General features: G+C 62.1%; 21 protein-coding genes. 14 read left to right on the top strand and 7 right to left on the bottom strand.

The window, feature by feature from the left end; translation table 11 throughout:
* The first annotated feature begins 4 nt into the window (after positions 1 to 4).
* Positions 5 to 451 carry a hypothetical protein gene (locus AC1DYC_RS22315; protein ID WP_477409975.1) on the top strand — a complete coding sequence of 149 codons (447 nt, stop codon included), beginning with the start codon at positions 5 to 7 and terminating at the stop codon, positions 449 to 451.
* Between the two features lie 33 nt (positions 452 to 484).
* Here the strand turns inward: AC1DYC_RS22315 and AC1DYC_RS22310 are convergent, their stop codons facing one another.
* Together AC1DYC_RS22310 and rocF are read right to left on the bottom strand one after the other, a co-directional pair.
* A complete protein-coding gene (locus AC1DYC_RS22310) occupies positions 485 to 1,543 on the bottom strand; it encodes an ornithine cyclodeaminase (protein WP_477409973.1) in 1,059 nt (352 codons plus the stop codon).
* Positions 1,540 to 2,475 carry an arginase gene (gene rocF, locus AC1DYC_RS22305; protein WP_477409971.1) on the bottom strand — a complete coding sequence of 312 codons (936 nt, stop codon included), beginning with the start codon at positions 2,473 to 2,475 and terminating at the stop codon, positions 1,540 to 1,542. The genes AC1DYC_RS22310 and rocF overlap by 4 nt, the downstream gene beginning before the upstream one ends.
* A gap of 132 nt (positions 2,476 to 2,607) precedes the next feature.
* On the opposite strand from rocF, the gene AC1DYC_RS22300 reads away from it, so the two are divergent.
* Positions 2,608 to 3,048 carry an Lrp/AsnC family transcriptional regulator gene (locus tag AC1DYC_RS22300; RefSeq protein ID WP_352862245.1) on the top strand — a complete coding sequence of 147 codons (441 nt, stop codon included), beginning with the start codon at positions 2,608 to 2,610 and terminating at the stop codon, positions 3,046 to 3,048.
* Between the two features lie 37 nt (positions 3,049 to 3,085).
* On the opposite strand, the gene AC1DYC_RS22295 is transcribed toward AC1DYC_RS22300, so the two are convergent.
* Positions 3,086 to 4,252 carry a M15 family metallopeptidase gene (locus tag AC1DYC_RS22295; protein WP_477409969.1) on the bottom strand — a complete coding sequence of 389 codons (1,167 nt, stop codon included), beginning with the start codon at positions 4,250 to 4,252 and terminating at the stop codon, positions 3,086 to 3,088.
* A 238-nt stretch (positions 4,253 to 4,490) separates the two neighbouring features.
* Positions 4,491 to 4,781 carry a hypothetical protein gene (locus tag AC1DYC_RS22290; RefSeq protein WP_477409967.1) on the bottom strand — a complete coding sequence of 97 codons (291 nt, stop codon included), beginning with the start codon at positions 4,779 to 4,781 and terminating at the stop codon, positions 4,491 to 4,493.
* A 47-nt stretch (positions 4,782 to 4,828) separates the two neighbouring features.
* Here AC1DYC_RS22290 and AC1DYC_RS22285 point away from each other — a divergent pair, with 47 nt between their 5' ends.
* The 4 genes from AC1DYC_RS22285 (at position 4,829) to AC1DYC_RS22270 (ending at position 9,324) form a co-directional block, all read left to right on the top strand.
* Positions 4,829 to 5,215 (top strand): hypothetical protein, encoded by a 387-nt coding sequence (locus AC1DYC_RS22285; RefSeq protein WP_477409965.1) that lies wholly within the window; start codon positions 4,829 to 4,831, stop codon positions 5,213 to 5,215.
* A 500-nt stretch (positions 5,216 to 5,715) separates the two neighbouring features.
* A complete protein-coding gene (locus AC1DYC_RS22280) occupies positions 5,716 to 6,930 on the top strand; it encodes a glycosyltransferase family protein (RefSeq protein WP_477402198.1) in 1,215 nt (404 codons plus the stop codon).
* Between the two features lies 1 nt (position 6,931).
* The gene (locus AC1DYC_RS22275; RefSeq protein ID WP_477409963.1) at positions 6,932 to 8,176 is read left to right on the top strand and encodes a glycosyltransferase family 4 protein; all 1,245 of its coding nucleotides are present in this window, start codon (positions 6,932 to 6,934) and stop codon (positions 8,174 to 8,176) included.
* On the top strand, positions 8,173 to 9,324 hold the full coding sequence (locus AC1DYC_RS22270; protein WP_477409961.1) for a glycosyltransferase family protein: 1,152 nt from the start codon (positions 8,173 to 8,175) through the stop codon (positions 9,322 to 9,324). Before AC1DYC_RS22275 ends, AC1DYC_RS22270 begins: the two co-directional genes overlap by 4 nt.
* Before the next feature lie 37 nt (positions 9,325 to 9,361).
* On the opposite strand, the gene AC1DYC_RS22265 is transcribed toward AC1DYC_RS22270, so the two are convergent.
* A complete protein-coding gene (locus tag AC1DYC_RS22265; RefSeq protein WP_477410111.1) occupies positions 9,362 to 10,048 on the bottom strand; it encodes a class I SAM-dependent methyltransferase in 687 nt (228 codons plus the stop codon).
* Between the two features lie 272 nt (positions 10,049 to 10,320).
* On the opposite strand from AC1DYC_RS22265, the gene AC1DYC_RS22260 reads away from it, so the two are divergent.
* Genes AC1DYC_RS22260 through AC1DYC_RS22250 form a run of 3 tightly spaced genes read left to right on the top strand, consistent with a single transcriptional unit; the run spans position 10,321 to position 14,384 of the window.
* On the top strand, positions 10,321 to 13,035 hold the full coding sequence (locus tag AC1DYC_RS22260) for an ABC transporter transmembrane domain-containing protein (protein ID WP_477409959.1): 2,715 nt from the start codon (positions 10,321 to 10,323) through the stop codon (positions 13,033 to 13,035).
* Between the two features lie 34 nt (positions 13,036 to 13,069).
* A complete protein-coding gene (locus AC1DYC_RS22255) occupies positions 13,070 to 13,516 on the top strand; it encodes a cyclic nucleotide-binding domain-containing protein (RefSeq protein ID WP_477409957.1) in 447 nt (148 codons plus the stop codon).
* A gap of 16 nt (positions 13,517 to 13,532) precedes the next feature.
* On the top strand, positions 13,533 to 14,384 hold the full coding sequence (locus AC1DYC_RS22250) for an MBL fold metallo-hydrolase (protein WP_477409955.1): 852 nt from the start codon (positions 13,533 to 13,535) through the stop codon (positions 14,382 to 14,384).
* A 1-nt stretch (position 14,385) separates the two neighbouring features.
* Here AC1DYC_RS22250 and AC1DYC_RS22245 read toward each other — a convergent pair whose 3' ends face one another.
* Entirely contained in the window at positions 14,386 to 15,165 is a 780-nt protein-coding gene (locus AC1DYC_RS22245) for a polysaccharide deacetylase family protein (RefSeq protein WP_477409953.1), read from the bottom strand.
* On the bottom strand, positions 15,162 to 16,250 hold the full coding sequence (locus tag AC1DYC_RS22240; protein ID WP_477409951.1) for a glycosyltransferase family 4 protein: 1,089 nt from the start codon (positions 16,248 to 16,250) through the stop codon (positions 15,162 to 15,164). Before AC1DYC_RS22240 ends, AC1DYC_RS22245 begins: the two co-directional genes overlap by 4 nt.
* Positions 16,251 to 16,324: 74 nt before the next feature.
* Between AC1DYC_RS22240 and AC1DYC_RS22235 the strand changes: the two genes are divergently transcribed.
* The 5 genes from AC1DYC_RS22235 to AC1DYC_RS22215 all read left to right on the top strand — a co-directional run bounded on the left by AC1DYC_RS22235 (position 16,325) and on the right by AC1DYC_RS22215 (position 24,481).
* A complete protein-coding gene (locus AC1DYC_RS22235; protein WP_477409949.1) occupies positions 16,325 to 17,503 on the top strand; it encodes a DUF3095 domain-containing protein in 1,179 nt (392 codons plus the stop codon).
* Between the two features lie 113 nt (positions 17,504 to 17,616).
* Positions 17,617 to 18,960 carry a nucleotide sugar dehydrogenase gene (locus AC1DYC_RS22230; RefSeq protein WP_477409947.1) on the top strand — a complete coding sequence of 448 codons (1,344 nt, stop codon included), beginning with the start codon at positions 17,617 to 17,619 and terminating at the stop codon, positions 18,958 to 18,960.
* Positions 18,961 to 19,192: 232 nt separating this feature from the next.
* Positions 19,193 to 20,533 (top strand): adenylate/guanylate cyclase domain-containing protein, encoded by a 1,341-nt coding sequence (locus AC1DYC_RS22225; RefSeq protein ID WP_477309315.1) that lies wholly within the window; start codon positions 19,193 to 19,195, stop codon positions 20,531 to 20,533.
* A gap of 157 nt (positions 20,534 to 20,690) precedes the next feature.
* Positions 20,691 to 22,586: an ABC transporter ATP-binding protein gene (locus AC1DYC_RS22220; protein WP_477409945.1), complete on the top strand. Its 1,896-nt coding sequence runs from the start codon at positions 20,691 to 20,693 to the stop codon at positions 22,584 to 22,586.
* On the top strand, positions 22,583 to 24,481 hold the full coding sequence (locus AC1DYC_RS22215) for an ABC transporter substrate-binding protein (RefSeq protein WP_477409943.1): 1,899 nt from the start codon (positions 22,583 to 22,585) through the stop codon (positions 24,479 to 24,481). Before AC1DYC_RS22220 ends, AC1DYC_RS22215 begins: the two co-directional genes overlap by 4 nt.
* Position 24,482 lies beyond the last annotated feature (1 nt).

Genomic DNA, 24,482 nt, shown 5'->3' with positions numbered 1-24,482 from the left:
GGGTATGAAGCACGAACGCCTTTGCGCAATCGCTCACAACTTCGCCGACTCCATGGCAAGTGGGTTGGGCTTTGTCGTCGGCTACTGCTCAACCGAGGTGTTTGAGGAGGCTGCGGGCAGCCCTGGTGGAATAATCGAGATCGACTTCCTGCGTGGGACTGTGGTCAGAGGCCGACCTTCGGACCAATTAAGCAGTGCGGCGGCGATTTTCGGGCAAGCCTTTCCTGCCTTCTGCTCGAAGAATGGCGCAGAGGTGGCCGACTTTCAGAGCTTTCTGGCGGCGTTTGATGCCAGAGGAGGAAGGTGCCGGACCACGCTGACCGTTGTAGACCGCAACGGCCACGGTTCCCGTACAGAGTTCGACGGCGTCCCCCTTAGACGCCTAAGAGTTCTGGACATGCTTGGCCGCATACGCCGAAAAGCAAAGCAGATCGAAAAGACGGGCCAGTAAGCCAACGTCCCGAGGCTACCCGAACAAACCCGCTTAGGCCGCCGACTCCAAACCTGCCCTCAGCAGCATGCCGAACAGGTCGCGCGGCTCGTCGGGATCGGCGAGCAAATCGAGCTCTTCATAGAGACCGGTGGCCTGGAGTTGGTCGCGGACATATCGCAGTGCCGAGAAATCCTCCGTGGCGAAGCCGACGGAATCGAACAGCGTGATCTGCTTGGCTGACGTGCGGCCCTCCGCCTGGCCGGTCATCACCTGCCACAGCTCGGTCACCGGATGGTCGGCGTCGAGCTGCTGGATTTCGCCTTCGATGCGCGTCTGCGGCGGAAACTCGACGAAGATGTCTGAGCGCAAAAGGATATCGCGATGCAGCTCGGTCTTGCCCGGGCAGTCGCCGCCGACCGCGTTGATATGAACGCCGGAGCCGACCATGTTGTCGGTGAGGATGGTGGCGTACTGCTTGTCGGCGGTCACCGTTGTGATGATGTCGACGCCCTCCACCGCATCCTGACCTGTCGTGCAAATGGTGATGTCAAAGCCCTTGCCGGCGAGGTTGCGGGCGCATTTTTCCGAAGCGGAGCGGTCGATGTCGTAGAGCCGCAGCCGGTCGACGCCGAGCAGCGCCTTGAAGGCGACGGCCTGGAATTCGGACTGGGCGCCGTTGCCGATGATGGCCATCGAGCGCGAACCCTTGGGCGCCAGGTATTTGGCGGCGACGGCCGAGGTCGCCGCGGTGCGCAGCGCCGTCAGGATGGTCATTTCGGTCAGCAGCATCGGATAGCCGGAGCCGACATCGGCGAGCACGCCGAAGGCGGTGACGGTCTGGCGGCCCTCGCGCATGTTTTTCGGATGGCCGTTGACATATTTGAAGCCGTACATCTTGCCGTCGCTGGTCGGCATCAGCTCGATGACGCCGTCATGGCTGTGCGAGGCGATGCGCGGCGTCTTGTCGAACAGCTCCCAGCGGCGAAAATCCTCCTCGATATAGGCGGCGAGCTCAGTGAGAAACCGCTCGACGCCGATGGTCAGCACCAGCTTCATCATGCGGTCGACGCTGACGAAGGGAACGATGGCAAGGCGGGAAGGCTGGGTCATGCAATGCTCCCGGAATGGCTGCGGGTCGGGCGGTCCATGATGCGGCGGCCCATCAGGCTGGCGGCGAGGTCGACCATCAGCGTGGCGGTGCGGCCGCGCTCGTCGAGGAAAGGGTTGAGCTCGACAAGGTCGAGGCTGGAGACAAGGCCGCTGTCGGACAGCATCTCCATCACCAGATGCGCCTCGCGGAAGGTGGCGCCGCCGGGCACGGTGGTGCCGACGGCCGGCGCGATCGAGGGGTCGAGGAAGTCGACGTCGAGGCTGACATGCAGCAGGCCGTTCTCCTTCTCCACGTTAGCCAAAAAGGCGCGCAGCAGCGAGGCTATGCCATGCTCGTCGATGGAGCGCATGTCGTGCACGGTCACTCCTGCTTCGTTCAGCGCGCGGCGTTCGGCCGGATCGACGCTGCGCAGGCCCATGGCGCAGATGCGGCGGGGATCGACCGCGACGTCCAAATCGGGGAAATAGCCTTCGAAGCCCGACCGGCCGCTGGCATAGGCGAGCGGCACGCCATGCAGATTGCCGCTTGCGGTGGTGTCGAGCGTGTGGAAATCCGGATGCGCGTCGAGCCACAGCACAAAGAGCGGCCGGCCGCGTTCGGCCGCGCGGCGCGCAACGCCGGACACGGTGCCGGCGGAGATCGAATGGTCGCCGCCGAGAAAGACCGGCATGGCATCCTTCGACGCCGCATAGGCGGTCTCGGCGATCGCCGCGGTCCAGGCGGAAATCTCCGGCAGTGCCTTCAGCGCCAGATTGCCGTGGACGATGGCGCGCGCCGCAGCCGGCTGCACCGCACCCCAGTCCTCGACCTCATGGCCGAGTTCCGACAGCACCGAGACAAGCCCCGCCGTGCGCAGCGCGCTCGGCCCCATCTCGCATCCCATTCTGCCCGCGCCGTCCTGCACCGGCGCGCCAACGATCCTGCAGCGCATGATTCTTGTGTCCTTGCGTTTGATGCGTGGAATGAACCACTCCGGCCCGGCAGTTTGAACAGGCGAAATTGGCATTTCGAGAAGATTGATTTATCATTACGATAAGTCACTTTGATCAAAGTGGACAAAATCATGGACGCGCTCGACGAAAGGCTGGTCACACTGCTCAGGCACGATGCCCGGCGCAGCATCTCCGATCTCGCGGTCGATCTTGGAGTGTCGCGCGCCACGGTCAGGGCGCGCATGGAGCGGCTGGAAAAGACGGGTGAGATCATCGGCTACACCGTGGTGCTGCGCGCCGACGCAGTCGACCAGCGGATACGCGGCGTGATGATGATCGAGATCGAGGGCCATGCCGCCGATCGTGTGGTCCGGGCGCTCGGCGGTCTCGCCGAGGTCTCGACCATTCACACCACCAATGGCCGCTGGGACCTGGTGGTCGAACTCGGCACGGCCTCGCTCACCGATTTCGACGCGGTGCTGCGGCGGATACGGCTCATCCCGGGGATAACCGGCAGCGAAACCAGCCTGCTCCTGGCAACGCCGCGGACGACAAGGGCGCGGCTGGCGTAGTCAGGTTGGCGCGTTTACGCAAAGCGGGTCGAGCCTATCAGAACAGCTTCGGCTGATCGGCGGCGGCAAGCTCGAAATGCATGTAGTCCTTGGTGCCGGTAGACGCGCCCAGCCAGCGCAGGCCGCCGCCGTCGCTGGCGGCGAGGCCGGCGGCGACTTCCGGCGCCAGGTTGAAGAAGCCGAAGCGTGTCACCGAGGCGTCGGTGCCGATGATCTTGGGCGCTCCGACCTTGGCGGCCCGGCGGGAGAGGTCGGCGGCATCGACCAGCAGCTTCGCGGCCGACTTGGCCTTGGCCGGCGTGGCGCCGGCGCCTTGCAACAGCGTGGCGAGTTCGGTCTGCCTGGCGGGAACTGCGGTCGCCAGCTGATGTGCCGTGGTGAGCTTGTCGGCCGGCAGCGTCACGCCGCTGAGCCGCTTTATGGCGCCGCCCATGCCGTCTTTGAGGCCGGCGGCACTGGCGAATGCGCCGACGAAAGCGGCATTGGCCCTGGACAGGACAGTGGCAGCCGGCAGCAAGCTGTCGTAGGGCGCAGCGGTGCGCAGCTTGACGCTTTCGGCGCCGTAAAGGTCGACGCCGGTGAAGGCTTCGATGATGGCCAACGGCAGTTTATCCTTGTCGACATTGGGGTTGATCGCCGGATCGATGTCCACTGCCCAGCCGAAGGAATGATTGCTGAGCCGCGCGGGCGAATTGACATTGGGCCTGATGTTGAACCCGCCGACGCTCTTGATCTTCGTCAACGCGGTCGCGGCGCCCTTGGCCGTCAGCAGCGCCACCGTGTTCGCCAGCCTGGCCTTGAGCACGGGATGCACCGGCGACTTGAAGCTCGCCTTGGGGAAGCCGGCGCCCGAGAGCTGGCCGTAATAGGCGTTGACGCGGTCGATCGCCTTGGCCGGATTGCTGGGCGCGCCGAACTGGGTATAGAGCCGGACACGGATATTTTGAAACCCGGCGAAGCCGCCGTTGATGTTGTTTCTGACGAAGGCCGACAGCTTGTTCCATTCGGCAAGGATGTCGGCCGCGCTGGCGGTGGAACCCGGCGCTTCTTCGAGCGTGGGACTGATCCGGTCCAGCGCCGTCAGCAGCGCCAGCCGCAGCGTGGCGGAGAGTTCCGGCGGATCAAGCGTTTGCGGCAATGCCGTCACGGCCGGCGCCTCGAACCCCGGAAACAATGTCGTCTGGAGATGGCCGTCATAGGTCAACAGCTGTTGTTCAAGCTGCGGCCACAGCCAGATCAGCGTCTCGCGATCCGTGACGCGCGCCGTGATCGCTGCAACAATCGCGTCGACCCCGGCCTTGGAATCCGGTCGACATTGGCTGTCATGGCAAATCCTCCCCCTTTAGGACATGGCGCGAGGCAGACTGAAAGGCCGCGGGATCGCGGGCCTCCAGTGTTGTCATCCAGCGCTTGAAAGAAGACGTATCCACTGTGCCCCCCGGTCAAGCAGTCGCAAACATCTGGCTGGATAGTATCGTATCGCTGTTTTCTTTCAACGGCGACCTGATGCTTTCGGGCGGAACTATGATGCAAGCATCAAGTCCCGTGGATGGCCCTCTGTCCGGCTGGGTGACTACCGCGCTTCTCGAGAAAAGCGTCGATCGGCCCGGAATGCGAAAAAGGCGCGGCGGATCGCAGCGTTTCGATGCCTGATTCCGCTGGAGGAAGCCGAAGCGGATGAAGCGGTTCGAACGCTCGACCCCGATCTTGGCAATGCGCCGGTCGGGCGCCATGATGCAAATTCCCGGGCCTGACTCGAGGAAAAACACGGAAGCGGCCGATGTTCAAGATGTGCCTCCTGCTGCTGACCTATGCCATTGCACCGATGGTCGCCGGACACGGCATAGCGCCGATGGCGATGCTTTTGGTCCGAGTCGAGTTTCTGGCATGGCCACTGGCGCTTGGCTGGGGCGCCATTATTGTCGTGGTTGCCGTATTCACCTGCCTGCGTGCGGGAACGCTCGCGCAGCTCATTGCGCAACTGGCAGGCACGGTCATTCTCTACGGTTCCTGGCTCTTCAACGAGCAGGCCGAGCAACGAATGGCACTTGAGAGTATGCTGCTGTTTTCTTTGCCGTTTCAGTTGGCCACTGTCGTGGTGATGTGCGTCCTTGCTGTCCAACTCAAGCGGGCGCTCTCCGAGCCGAAGGACGGGTTCCCGCGATAGATGGGGCGGCGAAGTGCCGTGTGTACGCTGCTTAGCCGATCCTCCGCTACGTTGCCTTGAACATGCGCAGGGACCGGGCGCTTGCCACCGGCTTACGCTGATGGCAGGATAAAAGGCCGCAACGTGCGGCCTCTGGCGGTCGTTGCGTTCCAATGGATTATGAAGCATTTTCCCAAGGTGCGGGGTTCTCCTCACAATGTGCGGCAACCTCGTTTCCCCTTGTCGCCCTCAACTTTTCGCAATATGCGCTCTGCCTGCCTCAGGCCGCAGGCCTGTAATTCCACGGGGTCCAGCCTCATGACAGAGATTTGTGCTCGAGCCGTATGTCGCCGACGAAGACAAGGCATGGCGTCACATCAGCGCCCCTTGGCATTCGTTTCCAGGTGAAGAACGCCGTTGCGTACCCCCTCATGTCTCAAAACAGGCCGGCAGATCCGCGGATGATTTTGAAGCTTGCGGGGTTGCCGACGGTTCGGCGAGAATTCTAAAAGACGCTCAACATGACACAGCACGCAAAAGACGCCCGAATTCTTATGTACAGCCACGACACGTTCGGGCTCGGCCACCTGCAGCGGTGCCGAACGATCGCGCATTCGCTGGTCGGGGATTTCCGCGGACTGCAGGTGCTTATCATTTCGGGTGCGACCATCGCCGGCGCTTTCGACTACCGCGCCCGTGTCGACTTCGTGAAGATCCCCAGCGTCATCAAGCTGCGCAACGGCGAATACACCTCGCTGGAAAAAGATATCGATCTGCATGAGACGCTCAGAATGCGGCAGTCGATCATCCGCCACACGGCCGAGAGCTTCCGGCCGGATATCTTCATCGTCGACAAGGAACCGCTCGGCCTGCGCGGTGAGATCGAGGACACGCTGTCCTACCTCAAGACGCGGGGCACCACGCTCGTGCTTGGCCTGCGCGAGGTGATGGATGCGCCGCATCTGCTCGAAGCGGAATGGGCGCGCAGGGATGTGATGCGCAAGATCGGCCTGTTCTACGACAAGGTCTGGGTCTATGGCCCGCCGGATTTCTACGACCCGTTGACAGGCCTGGATGTGCCGCCTGCGGTCAGGGCAAAGATGAAGTTCGTCGGCTTCCTGCAACGGAGCCTGCAGCAGAACGAGTTGCCCGGCCATCGGCCCGAGGGCGACTATATACTGGTCACCACCGGTGGCGGCGGTGACGGCGCCGACCTGATCCACAACGTCATCGAAGCCTATCAGCAGGACCCGCGATTGCAGCACAGGGCGCTGATCGTGCTTGGGCCTTACATGCCGGCGCGCAAGCGCAACAAGCTGGTCAGGAAGGGGGCCAGGATCCCCTATATCAAGATCATCGAGTTCGACAACCGCATGGAAGAGCTGATTGCCGGCGCCAAGGCGGTGGTGGCGATGGGCGGCTACAACACCTATTGCGAGATATTGTCCTTCGACAAGCCGGCGCTGATCGTGCCGCGCGTCACGCCGCGCGAGGAACAGCTGATCCGCGCCCGGCGCGCAGCCGAACTCGGCCTTATCGAGATGCTTTTGCCGGAAGAAGCCGAGGATTCCCAACGGTTTGCCGACGCACTGAAGGTGCTGTCGGACCGGCCTCGCCCCTCGCAGAGCAATCCGCATCTGACGCTGGAAGGACTGCCTCATATTTCCGAAATCGTCGCTGAACTGCTCGACCGGCGGGCCGGCCATTACCTTTCGGTCATCGAAGGCATGAACTGAGTTGCAAAACCGCAAGATCGTCGTGGTTCTGAAGGGCTATCCGCGGCTGTCGGAAACTTTTATCGCGCAGGAACTGCTCGGTCTGGAGCGTGCGGGGTTCGACCTCATACTTTTCGCGCTCAGGCGGCCGACCGACGCAAAACGCCACCCTGTTCATGACGAGATCAAAGCGCCGGTCCACTATCTGCCGGAATATCTGCATAGGGAGCCGCTGCGGGTGGTTCGCTCGCTGTTTGCCTGTCTGCCGCGGCCGGGCTTCTGGCGCGCGCTCAAATCGCTGTCTGCCGATATTCCCCGCGACTTTACGCGCAACCGCGTGCGCCGCTTCGGGCAAGCGCTCGTGCTGGCGGCCGAATGGCCGCAGGACGCGGGCTGGCTGCACGCCCATTTCGCGCACACACCGGCATCGGTGACGCGCTATGCCAGCCAGATTCGTGGCCTGCCCTGGAGCTGCTCGGCCCATGCCAAGGACATCTGGACGTCTGCGGACTGGGATCTGGCCGGCAAGCTTTCCTCGGCCCGCTGGACGGTCACCTGCACCAGAACCGGCTTCGACCACCTGAAAAAACTCGCCAACGGCAACTCGTCCGTGCATCTGAGCTATCATGGGCTCGACCTCGATCGCTTCGGCAGTTTCGACGCGGCGCGAAAGCAGCATGACGGCTCGGCGCCGGACGAACCGGTCATCGTTCTGAGTGTCGGGCGCGCCGTTGCAAAGAAGGGTTACGACACGTTGCTGGAGGCCCTTGCCCTCCTGCCTGGCGATCTGGCGTGGCGTTTCGAGCATATTGGCGGCGGCGAGGAACTGGAACGGCTCAAGGCGCTGGCGCGAAAGCTCGGACTGGAGGGTCGCATCTCCTGGAAAGGCGCGCTGGCGCAGAAGGAAGTGCTTGAGCACTACCGCAGCGCCGACATCTTTGCGCTCGCCTGCAGAATCACCGCCGATGGTGACCGGGACGGCCTGCCGAATGTCCTGGTGGAGGCGGCCAGCCAGCGGCTTGCCTGCGTGTCGACCGATATTTCCGGCGTGCCGGAGCTTTTGTCGTCGGATGAAACCGGGCTGCTGGTCCCGACAGAGAATCCCATTGCCCTGGCACAGGCGCTGGAGCGCCTGATCCGTGATCCCGCGCTGCGCGCCCGCCTCGGCGACGCCGCGGAGCGGCGCGTTCGCGGCAATTTCGATCATATGGCAAGCATTGGGCAGCTCAAGGACCTGTTCGAGCGGGAGTGGCGGGCCGCCGAATGAAACGGCTCAGCGTTTTCTTCTATGTCCAGCACCTGCTCGGCATCGGCCATCTGGCGCGCGCCAGCCGCATTGCGGCGGCTCTGGCCGATGACGGGTTCGACGTGACCGTCATCACCGGCGGAGCGCCGATCGCGGGCTTTCCGGGTCCGGGCGTAAACTCCGTCACCCTGCCACCCGTCACCTCCGGCGATGAAGGATTTTCCGGACTTGTCGACCTGCAGGGCAAACCGATCGACGATGATTTCAAGAAATTGCGTTCCGAGATGCTGCTGCAGGCGTTCCGGGACTGCCGGCCTGATATCGTTATAATCGAGGCGTTTCCGTTTGGACGCCGTCAGGTGCGTTTCGAACTCCTGCCGCTGATCGAGGCCATCGACGCGACGTCGCCCAGACCGCTTTTGGCGACGTCAGTGCGCGATATCCTTCAGGAGCGCGTCAAGCCGGGCAGAAACGAGGAAACGGTCGATCTCGTCAACAGGCATTTCGACCTTGTCATGGTCCATGGCGATCCGGCTTTCGCAACCATCGACAAGACATTTCCACTGGCCGCGGCGATCAGGGCCGAGGTCGCCTATACAGGGCTCGTTGCCGCGCCGCCGGCGCCCGCGGCTTCGGAGCGCTTCGACGTTCTGGTGTCGGTTGGCGGCGGTGCCGCCGGAAAGCGCCTCGTCAGATCCACCATCGCGGCCGCGCGCAATGCCAACAACGCCTGGAAATGGTGTTTGATCACCGGCCCCAACCTGCCGAAGGACGAGTTCGACGCGATCTCAGGCGATGCCACGCCGGGCCTGTCCATCTTCCGGTTCCGCGAGGATTTCGCCAGCCTGCTGACCGGCGCCCGGCTGTCGGTCTCGCAGGCCGGCTACAACACGGTCTGCGATGTTTTGCGCGCGGGGTGTCGCTCGTTGCTTGTTCCCTTTGCCGCCGGCGGCGAAACCGAACAGACGGTTCGCGCCCTGATGCTCGAAGAGCTCGGCCTGGCAACGGTGCTGACGGAAAACGAGCTGACGCCTGAAGGTCTGGGCCAAGCGATCGAACAGGCGCTTGCGGGACCGGCGCCGGCCGCGCATCGTCTCGATCTTGAAGGCGCGCGCCGCTCGGCTGAAATCCTGCGCGAGCGGTATCGAAGCTGGTCCCTGAAAACCTAGAGCGGGTCGTGTCTGGGTTGGATTCGCGCAATGCGCTTCAAACAGTCCCGATCAGCATGAAGCGCGTATATTTTTTTGTCGGCAGTTCGCCGGAGAACCTGATCTCCCGCAGCGCCGCCATGGCTTCGAAGGCTGCCAGCGAAGCCACGCAGTTGATGTGCGTCGGCTCGCTGAAATAATCGTTCGATTGCAGCAGCACAGTCGTGCCCCGCGGAAGCAGGGAAAGCCAGGCGGGCAGATCGGCTATGTGTTCGCAGCTCGTATTGACGATCAGGTCGGCCCCTCCGGCCGCATAGTCGAGTGCGTACATGTCGTCCGTCAGCGCCTGGAACCGGTCGCCGGCTTCCCGGTTGAGGGTCCGGGCGACCGCTCCGACGTCGGGATCGATGTCGATGCTGTCGACCGCCGCGATGTCGAAACGGGCGTCGTTGAAAAGCATAGCCGGCAACACGCCGTACCATCCGCCCAGAACCCATATGCGCCCGAACCGGCCGCCGCAGCTTTCGAACAGCCTGTCGAGCGCCCACATCTTGCAGGCGACCTGCTTGTGGTTGAAGGCGTTGGCGATATCGGCCTGCGGATGCTTGGCGATGACGCGCGCCAGCCCGGTCACGAGAGGATTGTTGATATAGGCCGCAATTCCCCGCGTGAGGTCCAGGGCTTGCTCGTGCCCCTCCAGGCTGGCATTGGCCAAACCGGCATTGCGTGGTTGCGTGACATCCATCATATTCTTCTTCTATGTTGGGATTTCGGGCGACACAACGCTATCTTGGCTCCGGCAAGGCTGTTTGGTTCACGGACATGATTGTGCCGCGAGCCTTTTCGCTATTGCCCGGTGCCGGAGAAAAGCTGTTGCATCTGTCCGGATCATCGGTCTCCATCAGCCAGGCTCGCAGCTGCAGTTTCGAGCTTGCCGTTGGCGGCGAAGACATAACCGATGCACCATTTGCCAGCAGGTGCTTTCACATCCTGCATCCTTCAACCTGACAGTCGCATATGGAACCCAGCCTAGCCCGCTATATCTGGAGGCACACCAGGAAGCAGCAGATCTGGATATTGGCGATCGTCTTGCTTTCGATGATCCCGTATTTCATGTCCTTCGATCTGCCGAAGCTGATCGTCAACGGCCCGATCCAGGGCAAGGGCTTCGAGCAGCCGGGCGCGACCCTGCCCTTCATGCGGCTGCACTATAATCTGCCATTCATTGGCGAGGTGCAGTTCTTCTCCGGGTTTCAGCTCGACCGCAAGGAGACGCTGCTTGCGCTCAGCTTCGTGTTCCTGTTGCTGGTCGTCATCAACGGCCTGTTCAAACTGTACATCAACACCTACAAGGGCCGCCTCGGCGAACGCATGCTGCGGCGTATTCGCTTCGATCTGATCGATCGGGTGCTGCGGTTTCCGCCGATTTACTTCAAGCGGGTGAAATCGGCCGAAGTGGCGACCATGGTGAAGGACGAGGTGGAGCCGCTGGGCGGCTTCATCGGCGATGCCTTCCTGCAGCCGGTGCTGCTCGGCGGCCAGGCGCTGACGGCCATGCTGTTCATCATGGTCCAGAATGTCTGGCTCGGAATGATAGCGCTCGTGATCGTGGTGATCCAGATCGTGCTTATCCCGCGCATGCGGCGGCGGCTGCTCGTGCTGGGCCGCCAACGGCAGTTGACGGCGCGCGCGCTTTCGGGCCGGGTTGGTGAAATCGTCGACGGCATCGGCACGGTTCACGTCCACGACACGTCAAATTACGAGCGCGCCGATATAGCGGCCCGGCTCGGGCTCATCTTCAAGATCCGCTTCGATCTTTACCAATGGAAATTCATGGTAAAGTTCCTCAACAATTTTCTCGCGCAGCTCACGCCCTTCCTGTTCTACATGATCGGCGGCTATCTGGTCATCGCGGGGCGCCTTGACGTCGGCCAGCTGGTGGCCGTGATCGGCGCCTACAAGGACCTGCCCGGTCCGATGAAGGAACTGATCGACTGGGATCAGGATCGCCAGGACGTCCAGGTCAAATATCAGCAGGTCGTCGAACAGTTCAGCGCCGAGGATATCATTGCGCCTGATATCGGGGCATTGACGATCGACGATCCCGCGCCGATGACCAACCCGCTGTCGGCGATCGGTCTGTCGATAGCAGACGATGGCGGCGCAATGCTCCTCAACCGTATCTCCCTGCAGGTCAAGCCGGGCGAGACGGTGGCGCTGGTCAGTACCGCAACAGGTGGCGCGGAGGCGCTAGCAGAAGCCTTCGCGCGGCTGAACTGGCCGGACAGCGGCAAGGTCGCTTCGGGCGCCGACGACCTGCTTGACCTCCCTGAAGCGGTGACCGGCCGGCGCATGTCCTACGCCTCGTCGGATGTTTTCCTGTTCCAGGCAAGCCTGCGCGACAACCTGCTCTACGGGTTGAAGCACGCGCCGTTGACAGAGGTGACCTATGAAGGTGCGGCGGCAGACCAGCGCCGCTGGAACATCACCGAGGCACAACGGTCGGGCAATCCGGATCTCGATATCCATAGCGACTGGATCAATTATGCTTCGGCCGGCGCTACCGGCCCGCATGACCTCTTTGAAGCCGTCCGCCGGGTGCTCGACGCGGTTCTTCTGTCGAGCGACATTCTGGATCTTGGCTTGCGCTCTTCGGCCGACCTCACCCGTCATACGAAGCTTGCCGGGCGGATCGTCGAACTGCGCGCGGCGCTGCGAACCCGGCTGGAACAGGAAAAGCTGACCGAACTGGTGGTTCCTTTCGAACCGGGCGCCTACAACAAGGAAGCGACGATCGGCCAGAACCTGCTTTTCGGTGCCGCCGCCGGCCCCGAACTGGCCGACAAGGCTCTGGCCGCCAATCCCTATTTTGCTTCCGTGCTGAAGCAAGCCGGTCTCGACCGCACGTTCTACGAAATGGGCATGGAGATCGCCGAACAGGCGATCGAGCTTTTTGCCGACCTGCCGCCCGATCACCAGTTCTTCCAGCAGCTCGCCTTCATGAGCGCCGAGGAGATACCCGCCTACGAAAGTTTGCTGCAGCGGCTCAAGAACCGTCCCTACGAGACGGTTTCGGAGGCCGACCGCGCCATGATCGTCACCCTGAGCTTTGCCTATATCGAGCCCCGGCACCGCTTCGGCCTGCTGACCGACGAGCTGATGAGCAAGATCGTGGCTGCGCGCAACCAGTTCTATGAAAACCTGCCGCCCGAGCTGCAGAACGCGATCGAACGGTATGATCCCGCCAAATACATTGCGGCGGCCACCGTCATGGACAATGTCCTGTTCGGGCGCGTGGGCAACAACCATCCCGACGCGCCGGACCGCATACGCTCAATCGTCTACGACATTCTTGACGAACTGGGGCTTTATGCCGAGCTTCTGGACGTCGGCCTGGACTTCAACGTCGGCGCCTCCGGCAGGCGGCTGACCGGAGGACAGCGACAGAAGCTCGACGTTGCCCGGGCCCTGCTCAAGCGTCCCGATTTTCTCATCCTCAACCGGCCGCTGTCGGCGATCGACCAGCGCGTGCAGGACAAGGTGCTGCGAAACGTGCTCGCGGAAGCCAGACGCGACGACCATTCGCCGGCAATTGTGTGGGTGGTGACCAGCCCGGCGATGGCGATGATGTTCGACCGCGTTATCGTCTTTGACTCGGGTCAATTGGTGGAAGACGGAACACACGAGACACTTCTGGCAGGAAACGGTATCTTCAAGGAACTTCTGTCATAGTCTGGCAGACGCGAATTTAGGAAGGTTTGCGACAATGCTGCTCAAGGATGAAGTTGGAATGCTGCAACGCGTTCCCTTATTCTCTGGTATTGAGCCGGCAAAGCTCAAGTTGCTCGCGTTCACATCCGACCGTGTGAACTACAATGCCGGCCAGATACTTTTCCGGCAGGGTGACGAAGCGGACGCCGCCTATGTCATTCTTTCAGGCAAGGCGGATATTCTGGTCGATTCGGATAACGGACCGATAACAGTTGCCGAGTTGTTGCCAAATTCGATCGTCGGCGAGATCGCCATATTGTGCAACAGCTCCCGCACTGCCACCGTCAGAGCGGCAACTGATCTGGAGGCCTTGAGAATCCGCAAGGACCATTTCCTGAGGCTTATGAAGGAGTTTCCGGAAATGACCATCGAGATATTGCGGGTTCTTGCCGATCGGCTAAGCCATACGACCGCGGATCTGATCGACGCACGAAGCGCCTAGATGGGCGAAAAGTAGCATGGACGACGACGACGATTTCCTGGTCCGATTTTGGGGCGTGCGCGGCAGCATTGCGGTATCCGGGCCAGAATTCGCTCGCTATGGCGGCAACACAATCTGCATTGAGATGCGATGCGGCAAGCATACGCTTCTGTTCGATGCGGGCTCCGGTCTGCGGCCTGCCGGCAAGGCGCTTCGGGCTTCGGGCGTCACCGATTTCGATCTGTTTTTCAGCCATTGCCACTACGATCACATCATAGGGCTGCCGGCTTTCAAGCCTATCTACGAACGAGGCATCAAGCTTACGCTTTGGTCCGGGCATCTCGCGGGACGCATGACGACCCGGCAGATGGTCGACGCGTTCATTCAACCGCCGTGGTTTCCGGTGAAACTGGAAATCTGCAAAGCAAACCTCGACTACCGCGATTTTGTATCCGGAGACGTGCTTCGGCCGCGCGAAGGGATTGTTGTGCGAACCGGCAGCCTTACCCACCCGGGCGGCTGCATAGGCTACCGGGTCGAATGGGGTGGCCGAGTCGTGGCGGTGATCACGGACACCGAGCACGAGCCGGGCAAACTCGATCAGGCGGTGCTCGACCTGATTAGAGATGCCGACCTCGTCATCTACGATTGCACCTACACCGAGGCGGAAATGGAGCGCTACCGCGGCAACGGCCACTCGACATGGCAACAGGGCGTCAAGCTCTGCGAGGCCGCCGGCGCGCGCGGGCTTGCGCTGTTTCACCACGATCCGTCGCGCACCGACGATGACCTAGACGAGATGGAGAAACTGGCCAAGGACAGATTTGCTGGCGCTTTTGCCGCGCGGGATGGCCAGACGCTCAAATTCCCAATGCACAAAAAGCGCTGAGCTAGTTTCCTCTGGAGCTCACTCCGGTGGAACTGCGGCGCCCGATCAATGTCCTGATCGGAAGCCATGCGCTGGCTTCGGCCCGTGCGGTGACTGCAAACAGCCGTTCGAGGAAAAGCCAGGCCGATTCATCATGCACGAGATGGTGGGTGAGCAGGCCGACCGGTTGGCCGCCGTCGAATGCATGCTGCAATTGCGCGATGATGGCCTGAATCAACAGGCCATGGTCGCGGCAGCCGCGCGTGCCATGCCAATCCATGATGTCGACATTGCTGTTGATGACCGCGAGGGACGCCGGCTTCGGTGGCCCGAAGACCGACAATGCCGCAAATCCTATCGATCCAAGCTCGGATACCACGCCAGGGTCGATCCGGTTCCACGGCGGCACCAGCATCGGAACGGCACGGGCGCCGTGCAGGCGGGTTACATGCGACAGCCCGCGGGCCAGTTCGTCGAGCACCGCCTCGCGTGGCCGATGCGCGCCGAGCTCCTGCTTTTTCTGGTTGGCGGGGGCATGATTTCGGTGCGCCCAGCCATGGACGGCGACCGTGGCATGCGGCGCCTCGCCAAGCCGGACAGCAAGCTTGCCGTCGGTCTTGGCCGGAATGACGGCCAGGGTGACCGGAACCGCGAATTCACTGGTCAAATCGAGCAGCCGATCAAGCGCAGGCGTCGGATCCACGGCGTCATCGTCGCGCAGCCAGAACTCTGCCTTGCGGCCCGCCTGTTGCTGGCGCGCCAGCTCTTCCACCAGAGGCTGCCAGATCGGATCGGATGTCATGAGACCGGGATCTTCTTGAGAAGTTTGGCCAGACGCGCCGCCGCACCACCCAGCGAACGCTCTTCGAGGACGAAACGCCTGGCTTCCGCTGCCATGGTGGTTCTTTCGTCGTTGTCGGCCAGAAGCCTTGCAATGGCGGCAGCGAACGCCGCGACATCGCCCGGCGGAGTGAGAAACCCGGTCTGGCCAGCGCGCACGACCTCCGGCACGCCGGCAATGTGCTGAGCCACCACCGGCAGGCCGGCGGCCTGGGCTTCCAGATAGGCAACGCCGTAGGCCTCGCCGTAACCCGGCCAGACGTAAATTCCCCCGCCATAAAGGATATCCGGCACAGCGGCCGGCTCGACCTCACCAAGCCATTCGATACGGTCGGCGGGCAAGCCGGCGAACTGCGCCTTGACCTCGTCACGGGCGGGGCCGTCGCCGACGACCGACATGGTCCAGGGCAGGTGGCCGATCGAACCGAGCGCTTGCGCCAGCATGCGATAGCTATCGAGCTTGTCGCCCGGGCGCATCATGGCGACGGTGACGAGGCGCGTCGGACAAGCCCGTGCCGGCATTTCACTGAATGCCGATGTGTCGATGAAGGGCGACAGCATGCCGAAAGCGGCGTCGGGAATCGCATCCGCCAGTCCCTCCCGATCCCTTTGCGTGAAGCAGATGTTCAGCGCCGCCTTTTCGATGGCTCGCGCCACCAGCGCCTGGCTATCGGCCCACAAGCCGGTGTTGCGCCGACCGGAATAGGAGGCTTCCGCCGTCACGTAGGGGACAGCAAAGGCCGACGCCAGCTCGAGCCCGATCAGGTCGGGCGCCTTGTAATAGGGATGATAGCAGAGCCAGAGATCGGGCTTGCCGTCGCGGTCCCAAAGCCTTGTCAGCCGCGCCGCTTCCTCCCGGGCCTCGATCTTGAGCGCATCGAAACTTTTCGGCTCCGGCTGGCGTAGATACAAGCGCAACTCCGATGCCAGTTCGACGCTATGCCCGCCATGCTGCAGCGCCTTGACCAGCATCCGTGCCATCTGGCGGTCGCCGGAGACAACTGGATGATTGGGCGACTTCAGCGGCGCGTAGAAGGCAATTCGCATCGCGCGATCCTATCATCGCAAAGCCTGCTCAAGTCAATTTCGACGCATCATCGACCTCACCTTCAAGCGCTGGAATGTGCTATCAGATGCTCATGGAAACAGCTGTCCTGTCCGACCCGTTTGTCGCTTCTTTGCCAGTCTTCGCAAAGTTCGAAAGCGTTGCCGATATCGACAACTATCGGCCGCTGCCCGATGGCTGGGCGCTGGCCACCGCCGACATTGTCGGCTCGACCAAGGCGATCGGCGCCGGGCGCTATAAAACCGTCAATATGGCCGGCGCCAGTGTCATTTCGGCGCTGCTCAATGCGCTGGGTCGGCAAGATCTTCCCTATGTCTTCGGCGGCGACGGCGCCCTGGTGGCGTTTCCCGGCTCGGCGCTGGAGATCGCCCGCAACGCGCTGGCTTCCGTCCAGAGATGGGTGGCGGACGAACTGGACCTGACCTTGCGTGCGGCAATCGTGCCGATAAAGGACATAAGAGCGCAAGGCCTCGACGTTCGCGTGGCGCGGTTCCAGGCCTCCGAAGCGGCCTTCTATGCCATGTTCGCCGGTGGCGGCGGCAGCTGGGCGGAGGCCGAGATGAAAGCGGGGCGCTACCGCATCGAACCCGCGCCGGCCGGCGCGCGACCGGATCTGACCGGCCTCTCCTGCCGCTGGAACCCGATCGAGGCCCGGCACGGCGAAATCGTCTCGATCATCGCCATACCAGGGGTGTCGCGAGACCTGCGCGGTTTTCAGTTTCTGGCTTCCGACATTATTGCCCTTGCAGGCAGGCAGGAACGCGATGGCCACCCGGTGCCGGTGGACGGGCCGGGCTACAGTCTGCTGCCCGCCGGCCTCGATGTCGAGGCGCGGGCCACGGCGCCGCCAGGGCGGCGGTGGCGGGTGAAACTGTGGGTGATGTTCCTGATGACGTTGACGGCTGTCACCGACAAATTTGGCTGGACGATCGGCCGTTTCGATCCGAAGGTCTACAAACGCGAGGTGGCCAGCAATTCGGATTTCCGCAAGTTCGACGACGGCTTGAAGATGACCATCGACGTCGACGCGGATGTCTTGCGACGGATCGAGGCCAGGCTGAAACAGGCGGAAGAGGCGGGCATTTGCAGCTATGGCCTGCACCGCCAGAAATCGGCCTTGATGACATGCCTCGTCATCTCGCCGCTGCAGCCCGATCACGTTCATTTCATCGATGGCGCCGACGGCGGCTATGCGATGGCTGCGGCAAGCCTGAAGGCGAAGGCGGCGGCCTGATGATGGCTTGCGGAAATCGGTTTTCCGCAATATGCCTCGGCCACGGTTCTCGGGACCAGGTGAGCCTCGCCATGGAGCGGATAGTCTGTCCGAATTGACGGGAAAGCAGATTTTTGGACGCCTCACGATCGACATATGACCGCCTTCTCAACCGGATTTCGACGCGCGCCGCGCAAGTCGGGGTGATCGGACTGGGCTATGTCGGATTGCCGCTGTCGGTAGCGATCGCACGCGCGGGCTTCCCGGTTTTCGGCTTCGACATCGAAGTGGGGAAGGTCGAGAGCCTGAACAATGGCCGATCCTACATCGAGGCGGTGACGTCGACGGCCCTTGCCGGCCATGTCGCGAGCGGACATTTCCGCGCCACCGCGGATTTTACCGAACTGGCCGTCTGCGATGTCATCATCATCTGCGTTCCGACACCGCTGACGAAACACCGTGAGCCGGACCTCTCCTTTGTCAGAAACACGGCAGCCACTATCGCCAGGCATCTGCGTCTCGGCCAGCTGATCGTGCTGGAATCGACCACCTATCCCGGCACCACCGACGATGTGATCAAGCCCATACTGGAAGAAACCGGCTTGCAGTCGAAGACGGACTTCTTCCTCGGCTTCTCACCCGAACGCGAGGATCCCGGCAATCGCAGCTTTGAAGTCGCGACGATCCCCAAGGTCGTGGCAGGCGATGGCGTTGAAGCAGCTGATCTCGTGCGGGCTTTCTACCAGAGCGTGGTCAAGACCGTCGTTCCGGTTTCCAGTCCGGCGACCGCCGAGGCGGTCAAGCTGACGGAAAACATCTTCCGCTCGGTCAACATAGCCCTCGTCAACGAGTTGAAGGTCGTGCTCGGTGCAATGGGCATCGACATCTGGGAGGTGATCGAGGCGGCGAAGAGCAAGCCCTTCGGCTACATGCCTTTCTATCCTGGCCCCGGACTTGGCGGGCACTGCGTTCCGATCGATCCCTTCTACCTGACGTGGAAGGCGCGCGAATACGAACTGCCGACCCGCTTCATCGAGCTGGCGGCAGAGATCAACACGGCCATGCCGCGTCATGTGGTCGATGAACTGGCGAAGGCGCTGGACCGGCGCCGCGGCAAGGCGCTCAGCCGCTCGCGCATCCTCATCATCGGGCTCGCCTACAAGAAGAACGTGCCCGACATCCGCGAAAGCCCCTCATTGCGGCTCATTGAACTCATCGAGGAATGGGGCGGCAAGGCGGAATTCCACGATCCGCATGTTGCCGAGATTCCGACCACACGCGAGCATATGGCGATCAAGGGGCGTCGCTCGGTCGAATTGACCGAGGCGGCCTTGAAGGATTTCGATGCCGTCGTCATTGCAACCGACCACGACGCGATCGACTATCAGACGATCGCTGATCACGCACTTCTGATTGTCGACACACGCAATGTTTTTGGCCGCCTCGGGCTCGCCCGGGAGACGGTGGTGAAGGCCTGATGGCGGCCTAGCCGGCGAATTTTTTGCCCGATGTCAGGATTGGGATTGCACTTCGACGGCAGCCTCGCCACATAGTGTTTCGCGCGTAAACGCAGTTACGCCTGTTTCCTTCCAGCAGGAACAGCCATTCGGGAAATTCTTCACCGGCTTTTGCCCCCGAAGCCGGGTTCATTGACTTCAAGGATTTGACGGACCAAGGAGATGGCCCGTCTTCGACGGGTCTCGAGACAGCATGAGCACAACGCAAGCAGAAATTTCCAACATTCTCATGGACAAGGTCGCCGATTGGCTGACCCAATCGGCGCTGGCGGGCGATGACCTGGAGACATTGGTAAAGGGCTTTTGTGAACGGCTGGCTGCTGCCGGCCTGCCGCTGAAGCGGGTGCATTTGAGCTTCTCGATGCTGCATCCGCTTTATGACGCGCTTGGCTTCACCTGGCTTCGCGGCCAAGGCCTGGAAGTGGAAGGCTTCCGCAGCGAGAACGGCGTCCACTCCGACAGATTCCTGACCAGCCCGTACTACCATCTGCTCAGCAACAAGCTTGACCATCTGCGGCGCCGGCTCGACCCGTCGGTGCCGTCGGAATTTCCTGTTTTCGATGACCTGAGGCTTATGGGCGTCACCGATTACATGGCTTTCATCCATCCCTTCAACGGCGATACCAGTCAGGGCATGATGGGGTCCTGGTCCACCGACAGTGCCTCAGGCTTCAGCGACAGCATGATTTCGGCGTTGCTGCGCGTCCAGAACCATCTCGCCATCGCCGCCAAGATGGCGGTGCTCACCAAGCTCGCCGACAACATGATGACGACCTATCTCGGCGGCGACGCCGGCAGGCGCGTGCTGGATGGCCAGATCAAGCGCGGCGAGGGCGACACAATCCGGGCCGCACTGGTCATGGGCGATATGCGCGGGTCGACCAGGCTTGCCGAGACCTCCGGTCGCGAGCTCTATATCGACACGTTGAACCAGTTTTTCGATGCCATTGCTGCACCCTTCAATCGCAGAGGCGGGCAGATCATGAGTTTCCTGGGGGATGGCTTCATTGCCGTCTACCCCTGCGAAAGACACCGCGCACAGTCGGAGATCGCCTGCCAGGCTGCGCTGTCGGCAGCGCACGAGGCCAGCGCGCGCATGATGGAGCTCAATCTGCGTAGAAACAAGCAGGGGTTGGGCGACATAAAATTCGGTATCGGCTTGCATGTCGGCAATGTGATGTTCGGCAATGTCGGGCTTACCGACCGGCTCACATTCTCTGTCTTCGGCTCGGCTGTAAACGAGGTGCAGCGCCTGCAGACCCTGACCAAGAAATATCCGCACAGCGTTCTCGCCAGCAAGGACTTCGCCGGCTATTGCGGCACCAGCAGCTGGCTGACGCTCGGCAAGGAGGAACTGGCTGGCATCAAGCAGAAGCTGACGGTGCTTTCACCCGATCTGTCGGGTGCTCTCGCACTCGATGAGGATGCTGCGCTGGAGCCTTTCCACGACCGGAGATCCGACGCCGAGCAGGTCATGCTGCTTCATCGCGATGCGGCGCGGCTGTTGGCGGGCGACCGCAGGAAGCTCCAGTAACCGTCCCGATCTGATCCGAACGCCTTGGGTCGGCAGTTCGGTCGCCGTCCGTCGGCGACCTCGTTTCGAATCCAAGTTGCTCTAGGCTGACAATGCGCTAGTCTTGCCTTCTTGGGCCGGCCGGAAGGGCCGCCAGAGTGGGGGCTGGTGTGTGGGAATGAGTGCAGGCGTTGATCTGCTGCGGATCGAGGATGTTGGCATCTCTTTTGCCATTGTCGGGGGACCGCTGCATGCCGTCAGGCGTGCAAATCTTCGCGTCCTGCCCGGCAAGGTTACCGCGCTTGTGGGCGAGTCCGGTTCTGGAAAATCGGTTCTCAGCCAGGCAGTTATGGGCATTTTGCCGAACACAGCCCGTGTTCGCGGCCGTATCCTGTTTTCCGATCCGGAAAAGCCCGGCACGACGCAGGATATCCTGCAGATGTCGCGTGACGGCCCCGAGATCCGGGCCTTGAGAGGCAGCCGCATCGGCAAGATCTTTCAGGAACCGATGACATCGCTGTCGCCGCTGCACACGATCGGCAATCAGGTCAGCGAATCGCTGCAGATTCATACGCCCATGGCTCGAGCGGAGCGCAAGGCGCGGACCGAGGAAATGCTCAGCCTTGTCGGTTTTCCCAATCCCAAGCGCGCCTATGACATGTATCCGTTTGAACTTTCGGGAGGATTGCGGCAACGCGCCATGATCGCCATGGCGCTTATCTGCCGGCCCGCTCTGTTGATCGCCGACGAGCCGACGACGGCGTTGGACGTCACCATCCAGGCGCAAATCCTGCAATTGCTGCGCGGGCTTCAGACCAAGCTGAACATGGCGATGCTTTTGATCACGCACGACCTCGGCGTGGTCGCCAATGTCGCCGACGAGGTGGTGGTCATGTACCATGGCGAGATCATGGAAGCGGGACCTGTGGAGGCGATATTCCGCCGGCCAGGCCACCCTTACCTGAAGGGCCTGATGGCAGCCGTTCCGCATTTCGACCTGAAGCCGGGCGAAAGGCTGAAGGCGCTCCGGGAGGTGCCGGTGAATGTCGAGAACCTGCTGGGCAAGCAGACGGCGCCGGTATCGAAAGGGGCGGACGACATCCTGCTGTCGGTCAGGGATCTGAAAAAGGTCTACACCATCCGCAACTCCGCATGGTTCGGCGGGAGCCAGCAAACCTCTGTTCGCGCCGTGGACGGCGTGAGCTTCGATATCAGGCGGGGTGAGTGCCTGGGTCTGGTCGGCGAAAGCGGCTGCGGCAAAACCACCGTCAGCAAGATCCTGATGCGGGCTGTCACCCCCAACGGCGGCTCCGTGGTCTTCAACGGCCGCGAAGGACCGATCGACGTCCTGGACGCCGAGGGAGACGCCCTGCGGTTGCTGCGCGCGAAAATCCAGATGGTCTTCCAGGATCCGGTTTCGTCGCTCTCCCCTCGCATGACGGTGGAGAACATCCTGAGCGAGCCGCTGGAAATCCATCAGCGTGGCAATTCCGCGTCCCGGCTGGCAACGGTCAAGAGCCTGATGCAGGCAATCGGTCTCGATCCGCGCTTCATCAAGCGTTACCCCCACAGTTTCTCCGGCGGGCAGCGTCAGCGTATCGGCATCGCGCGCGCCCTGGCGCTGGGGCCCGAGCTCCTGATCTGCGACGAGCCGGTTTCGGCGCTTGATGTTTCTGTCCAGGCGCAGATCCTGAACCTTCTGAAGGACCTGCAGAAGGAACTGGGTCTGACCTACCTGTTCATATCCCACAATCTGGCGGTGGTGGACTACATGGCGGACCGCATCGCGGTGATGTGCGGCGGGCGTATCGTCGAGCTTGCGCCGCGCGAAATTCTGCTCAGGAAACCGATCCATCCCTACACGCGCTCACTGGTCGCCGCAGTCCCCTTCCCGGATCTCGACAGGCCGATGGATTTCAAGACGCTGAAGCTCGGCGGCGCTTCCGACACCAGCGCATGGGGACCGCAGTTCCGCGACGAGGGCGAAGAGGATACGCTGTCGCCGCTCGATCTTGGCGGCGGCCACCTGGTGCTCGCCCGACGTTCGGCCGATGTCAGCGAGTTGCGCCATTGATCAACCGTCGTAGCGTCCTTGGGCTCATGGCTTCGGCATTTCTGCCGGGCACGTCGCGCGCCGGCGATCTGGAGCCGGATTTTCTTCGGCAGCAGCTGGCAGCCAAGACGCTGCCGGCACTCGCCGAGCGTCTGCCCAAGAGCCCGCGCGCGGTGAATCTCACTGCGATGGGCCGACAGCCCGGCCAGTATGGCGGCACGCTGCGCACGATCATCGGCAGTCAGAAAGATATCCGGATGATGACGATCTACGGATATTCCCGGCTGGTCGGCTATGACGAAAAACTTAACCTGCAAGCCGACATTCTCGAAAGTTTCGACGTCGCGGACGATCGCGTCTTCACCTTCAAGATACGCGAAGGACACAAATGGTCCGACGGCAGCCTGCTGACGCCGGAGGATTTCCGCTATTGCTGGGAAGATGTCTGGCTGAACGATGAGCTTTCGCAGGGCGGGCTCGCCCCGTCCCTGATGGCGGACGGCAAGCCGCCACGCTTCGAGATCGTCGATCCGTTGACGGTGCGCTACAGTTGGGATGCGCCCAATCCCGACTTCCTGCCCAAGCTCGCTGCCGCTGCGCCGCTATCGCTCGTTCTGCCGGCCGCCTATCTCAAGCAGTTCCACAAGAAATACCAGGACCCATTCCGGCTCGCCGGCCTAATGAAGGAGAACCGGGCCAAGAAATGGACGCTCCTGCATATCCGCATGTCGCGGCAGTATCGCCCGGAGAACCCGGATCTGCCGACGCTCGATCCCTGGCAGAACCGGACCAAGCCGCCGGCCGAGCAGTTCATCTTCGAACGCAACCCGTTCTTTCATCGAACAGACGAGAATGGCCGGCAACTGCCCTATGTCGACCAGTTTGTCCTGAATGTCAGCTCGTCGGCGATCATCTCTGCCAAGACCGGTGCGGGCGAGAGCGACCTGCAAGGCATGGGAATTGACTTCACTGATTACGCTTTCCTGAAGGACGCTGAGAAGCGCTACCCGGTGAAGATGCATCTGTGGAAACGCACTCAGGGTTCGCGGCTGGCGCTGCTGCCCAATCTGAACTGTGCCGACCAGGTGTGGCGCGGCCTTCTTCGTGACGTGCGCGTGCGCCGTGCCCTTTCGCTCGCCGTGGACAGGCGCGAGATCAATTTGGCCGTGTTCTACGGATTGGCGCAGGAAAGCGCCGATACGGTCCTTCCGGAGAGCCCGCTCTACCGGCCGGAATTCGCGAAAGCCTGGGTCGCCCATGATCCCGACCAGGCCAATGCCCTGCTTGACGACGTCGGTCTTCAGGCCCGTGACGATGAAGGCCTGCGGATGCTTCCCGATGGACGCTCTGCGAAGATCATCGTGGAAACGGCCGGCGAAAGCACGCTGGAAACCGATGCGCTCGAACTCATCACCGATCACTGGCGCAAGATCGGCATCGCTTTGTTCATCCGGACGTCGCAGCGCGACATCTTCCGCAGCCGCGCGCTTGGCGGCCAGATCATGATGTCGATGTGGTCGGGCATCGACAATGGGGTGGCGACCGCCGACATGAACCCCTACCAGCTGGCTCCCACCATCGACGATCAGCTGCAATGGCCGCTCTGGGGTGCTCACTACCTGTCTCATGGCAAGATGGGTGAGGCGCCCGATCTTCCCGAAGTGATCGAGCTGATGGCTTTGCTCGAACGCTGGAACGCATCGACCGCAACCACGGAACGCGCCGAAATCTGGAATTCGATGCTGTCGATCTACACCGATCAGGTGTTTTCGATCGGCACAGTGAACGGAACGCATCAGCCCGTTCTGGTGTCCTCTCGGCTGCGCAACCTGCCTGACAAGGCGCTCTACGGCTACGACCCGACCGCCTATTTCGGTGTCTACATGCCGGATACATTCTGGCTTGGAGGCTCCTGAG

Source organism: Mesorhizobium sp. P2_E7 (assembly GCF_056403855.1).
This window is presented reverse-complemented; position numbering and strand designations above follow the sequence as displayed.